The sequence below is a fragment of the Leucobacter sp. M11 genome (assembly GCF_035726885.1).
Classification (GTDB): domain Bacteria; phylum Actinomycetota; class Actinomycetes; order Actinomycetales; family Microbacteriaceae; genus JAPFRB01.
This window is the reverse complement of record NZ_JAPFRB010000002.1, coordinates 326,052-329,376: the sequence shown is the minus strand read 5'-3', so window position 1 is coordinate 329,376 and position 3,325 is coordinate 326,052. Positions and strand designations below refer to the sequence as shown.

The window sequence follows — 3,325 nt, the reverse complement described above, 5'->3', positions numbered from 1 at the left end:
GCTGCGCGGGCTCCGGAGCCGAACGCTCGCCCGCGGCGGGGAGCGCCCGGTCAACCGCGGCGAGGATCTCCTCGACCTCGCTCATCCGCCCCACCCCGCTGTCGTCGCCGGTCAGCGGGCCGTCGCCCGGCCCGATCAGGGTGACCCCGCGCTCGAGCAGCGTCGCCGCGTTCGCCCGGGTGGCGGGGTGCTCCCACATCTCCGGGTGCATCGCCGGGGCGAGCATCAGCGGCGCCCGGCTCGCGAGCACCGTCGTGAGCAGCAGCGAATCGGCGAGTCCCGTCACGAGCTTCGCCATCGTGTTCGCCGTGGCCGGGGCGATCAGGATGAGATCGGCCCGCTGCCCGAGCGCGACGTGACGCACCTCGGCGACATCGTCAAAGAGATCCTCGGTGACCGGGTTGCGGCTGAGCGCCTCAAGCGTGGGCCGCCCGACGAAGCGGAGCGCCGACGCGGTCGGAATCACATCGACGCGGTGACCGCGGGTGATGAGCGGACGGATGAGACCGAGGGCCTTGTACGCGGCGATGCCGCCGCTGATGCCGAGGACGATGCGAGCCATGCCCCCCACTGTACGCGGCTCAGCCCTTCCGTAGGAGCACCCGCTCTACGCTGTACGCGGCTCAGCCCTTCCGCAGGAGCACCCGCTCCACGCTGTGGTCGGCGGCCTTGCGCAGGACGAGGTCCGCACGCTGCCGCGTCGGCATGATGTTCTCGCGCAGGTTCGGCTCGTTCACCGACTGCCAGATCATCTGCGCGGTCTCCCGCGCCGCCGCCTCCGGCAGATCCGCGTAGCGGTGAAAGTGCGAGTCCGGCCGCGCGAACGCGTCCCGTTGCAGCGCTAGGAAACGCTCGACGTACCAGGCCTGGATGTGCCGCGGATCCGCGTCCACGTAAACGGAAAAGTCGAAGAGATCGCTCACCGCGAGCGCGTGCCCCTGCGGCGGTTGCAGCACGTTCAGCCCCTCGACGATGAGGATGTCCGGCCGGCGCACGACGATCTCCTCGTCGGGCACCCGGTCATAGGTCAGATGCGAGTACACGGGGGCGCGCACCTCGGCCCGCCCGCTCTTCACCTCCGTGACGAAGCGAAGCAGGGCCCGCTGATCGTAGGACTCGGGGAAGCCCTTGCGCCCGAGCAGCCCGCGCCGGGTCAGCTCCGCCGTCGGGAACAGCCAGCCGTCGGTCGTCACGAGCTGCACCTGCGGCTCCTCCGGCCAACTGCGCAGCAGCTCGACCAGCAGCCGGGCCACGGTCGACTTCCCGACCGCGACCGAGCCAGCCACCCCGATCACGAAGGGCGTCGGGCTGGGCTCGCGCTGCAAAAACTGCGCGGTGCGCTCCGCCAGGTCGCGGGTGCCCCCGGCGTGCAGGAACAGCACCCGCGACAGGGGCAGGTAGACCTCGCGCACCTCCGCGTCATCGAGGGGGACGCCGAGCCCGCGGATCCGGTCGATGCCCTCGGGCGTGAGCGACGCGGGCATCGAGGCGCTGGGCAACTCCGCCCAGTCGGCACGACGGATGTCGATGAAGGGGCTGATCGTCGCGGGCGAGCCGTGTGCGGATGGCATTCGCCCAACCTACCGCAGAGCGCGCCCCGGGATCAGCGCCGGTCGTCGCGCGCCGCCCCGGCGTCGCCCTCGGCGCGCTCCGGGCGGGGGAAACGCGCGAGGTCGCGCACGTTCTTCTGCACCGCGACCGAGGCGAAGAGACTCATCGCGAAGGCCATCCCGTAGAAGCCCTTCTCGCTGAGCAGGAGGCTGCCCGCGTTCCACAGGCCGATGCCCAGCAGCGCCAGCGCGGTGGCGAGCGAGAACCAGGCGAGCCCCGTGTAGAGCGAGGAGGCGGGGATGCCCTCGGCGCGGTCGCGCACCGTCTTCTGCAGCGAGACCGCCGCGAAGAGGCCGAACATCAGCACGGCGAAGTAATAGCCCTTCTCGTTCAGCTCCATCGAGGAGTTGAACAGCCCGATCAGGTACGCGGCGACGCCGAGCAGGAGCGCGGCCCAGGAGGCCCCCACGAACGCGGGGGTGGGCCGCTGCGGCAGGGGCTCCGCCGCCAGCGGGCGCTGGGCTGCGGCCGGGGCGGCTCCAGCAGCGGTGGGATCGATGGACGAGAATGCGGAGGAAGCGTCAGTGCTCACGGCGGTGGTCCTTTCGTGGGACCGGATCCGAGTGAATCCGGCAACAACACCCACGCTAGTGCGCGCGCATATCCGGAATCGGAATATGTTTTCTTCGCATGCGAAAACTGGCATGCGCTGGGGTGGCGCTGGCCTCAGTCCCGGATGGGCACGACGATCGCGCGCCCCGTGCGGGGGTGCCGGATCACCTCGACGGGGTGATCGTAGACCTCGGAGACGATCTCCGCGGTCAGCACCTCCTCGGGGGTGCCCTCGGCCGCGATGAGCCCGCGGCGCAGGAGAGCGATGCGGTCGGAGTGCGCGGCCGCGAGGTTGAGGTCGTGGAGCACCACGATGACCGCGTCGCCCGCGTCCGCGCGGTCGCGGGCGAGGCCGAGCACGGACTCCTGATGCTTGAGGTCGAGGGCGGCCGTCGGCTCGTCGAGCAGCAGCACGCCGGTGCGCCCCGCGATCACCCGCGCGAAGGCCGAGCGGGCGCGCTCCCCGCCCGAGAGCGAGGGCACCCGGCGATTGCCGAGGTGGCCGATATCGGCGAGGTCGATGGCCCAGGCAATCGCCTCGTTGTCCTCTTCCTCCAGGGCCGTGCGCCGCCAGGGCGCGCGGCCCATCTCGACGACCTGGTGCACCGTGAAGGGGAACAGCACCTGGTTGTCCTGGAGCAGCACGCCGCGGCGACGGGCCTGCTCCGCGAGGGGCCAGTCGCGCAGCGGGCGACCGGCGAACTGGATCTCGCCGCCGTCGATGTCCACGTCCCCCGAGAGCGCGCCGAGCAGGGTCGACTTGCCCGCGCCGTTCGGGCCGATGAGGGCGAGCACCTCGCCCGCGCGGACGGTGAGGTCCACGCCGCCGAGGATGTCGCGTCCCCCGCGGTGCACGCGGACGTTCGTCGCGCGGTAGACGTCCTCGCCGACCGGGGTGATGGTCGGCAGGGCGATTGCGGTTCCGAGGCGCATCAGCCCCACCCTCCTGAGCGTTTCCGGGTCCGGCGCAGCAGCCAGAAGAAGAACGGGCCGCCGACGAGCGAGGTCAGCATGCCGATGGGCAGGTCCGCCATCGGCACCGCGGTGCGCGCCACGAGGTCGGCCAGCGAGAGCAGCAGCGCGCCGCCGAGCGCGCTCGCGGTCACGAGGGGCAGGTGCGCCGGGCCGAGAATCATGCGCATGAGGTGCGGGATCACGAGCC

5 protein-coding genes are annotated in these 3,325 nt (G+C 71.7%); all 5 read right to left on the bottom strand.

Annotation, left to right across the window (positions count from 1 at the left end; all coding sequences use genetic code 11):
- Positions 1 to 562: flavoprotein (locus OOT08_RS05830; RefSeq protein ID WP_325091640.1), on the bottom strand; the 562-nt coding region annotated here is incomplete at its 3' end.
- A gap of 61 nt (positions 563 to 623) precedes the next feature.
- Positions 624 to 1,571 carry a type I pantothenate kinase gene (gene coaA, locus OOT08_RS05825; protein WP_325091638.1) on the bottom strand — a complete coding sequence of 316 codons (948 nt, stop codon included), beginning with the start codon at positions 1,569 to 1,571 and terminating at the stop codon, positions 624 to 626.
- Positions 1,572 to 1,603: 32 nt separating this feature from the next.
- On the bottom strand, positions 1,604 to 2,143 hold the full coding sequence (gene yiaA / locus OOT08_RS05820) for an inner membrane protein YiaA (protein ID WP_325091637.1): 540 nt from the start codon (positions 2,141 to 2,143) through the stop codon (positions 1,604 to 1,606).
- 134 nt (positions 2,144 to 2,277) lie between these two features.
- The gene (locus tag OOT08_RS05815; RefSeq protein WP_325091636.1) at positions 2,278 to 3,096 is read right to left on the bottom strand and encodes a heme ABC transporter ATP-binding protein; all 819 of its coding nucleotides are present in this window, start codon (positions 3,094 to 3,096) and stop codon (positions 2,278 to 2,280) included.
- Positions 3,096 to 3,325, bottom strand: a 230-nt coding sequence (locus OOT08_RS05810) for an iron chelate uptake ABC transporter family permease subunit (protein WP_325091635.1), incomplete at its 5' end; no start/stop codon positions are given. The genes OOT08_RS05810 and OOT08_RS05815, both read right to left, overlap by 1 nt.

Bases quoted from the DNA above. Each gene is read 5' to 3' on its own strand.
- coaA (WP_325091638.1), bottom strand. From the start codon at position 1,571: ATGCCATCCGCACACGGCTCGCCCGCGACGATCAGCCCCTTCATCGAC.
- OOT08_RS05815 (WP_325091636.1), bottom strand. From the start codon at position 3,096: ATGCGCCTCGGAACCGCAATCGCCCTGCCGACCATCACCCCGGTCGGC.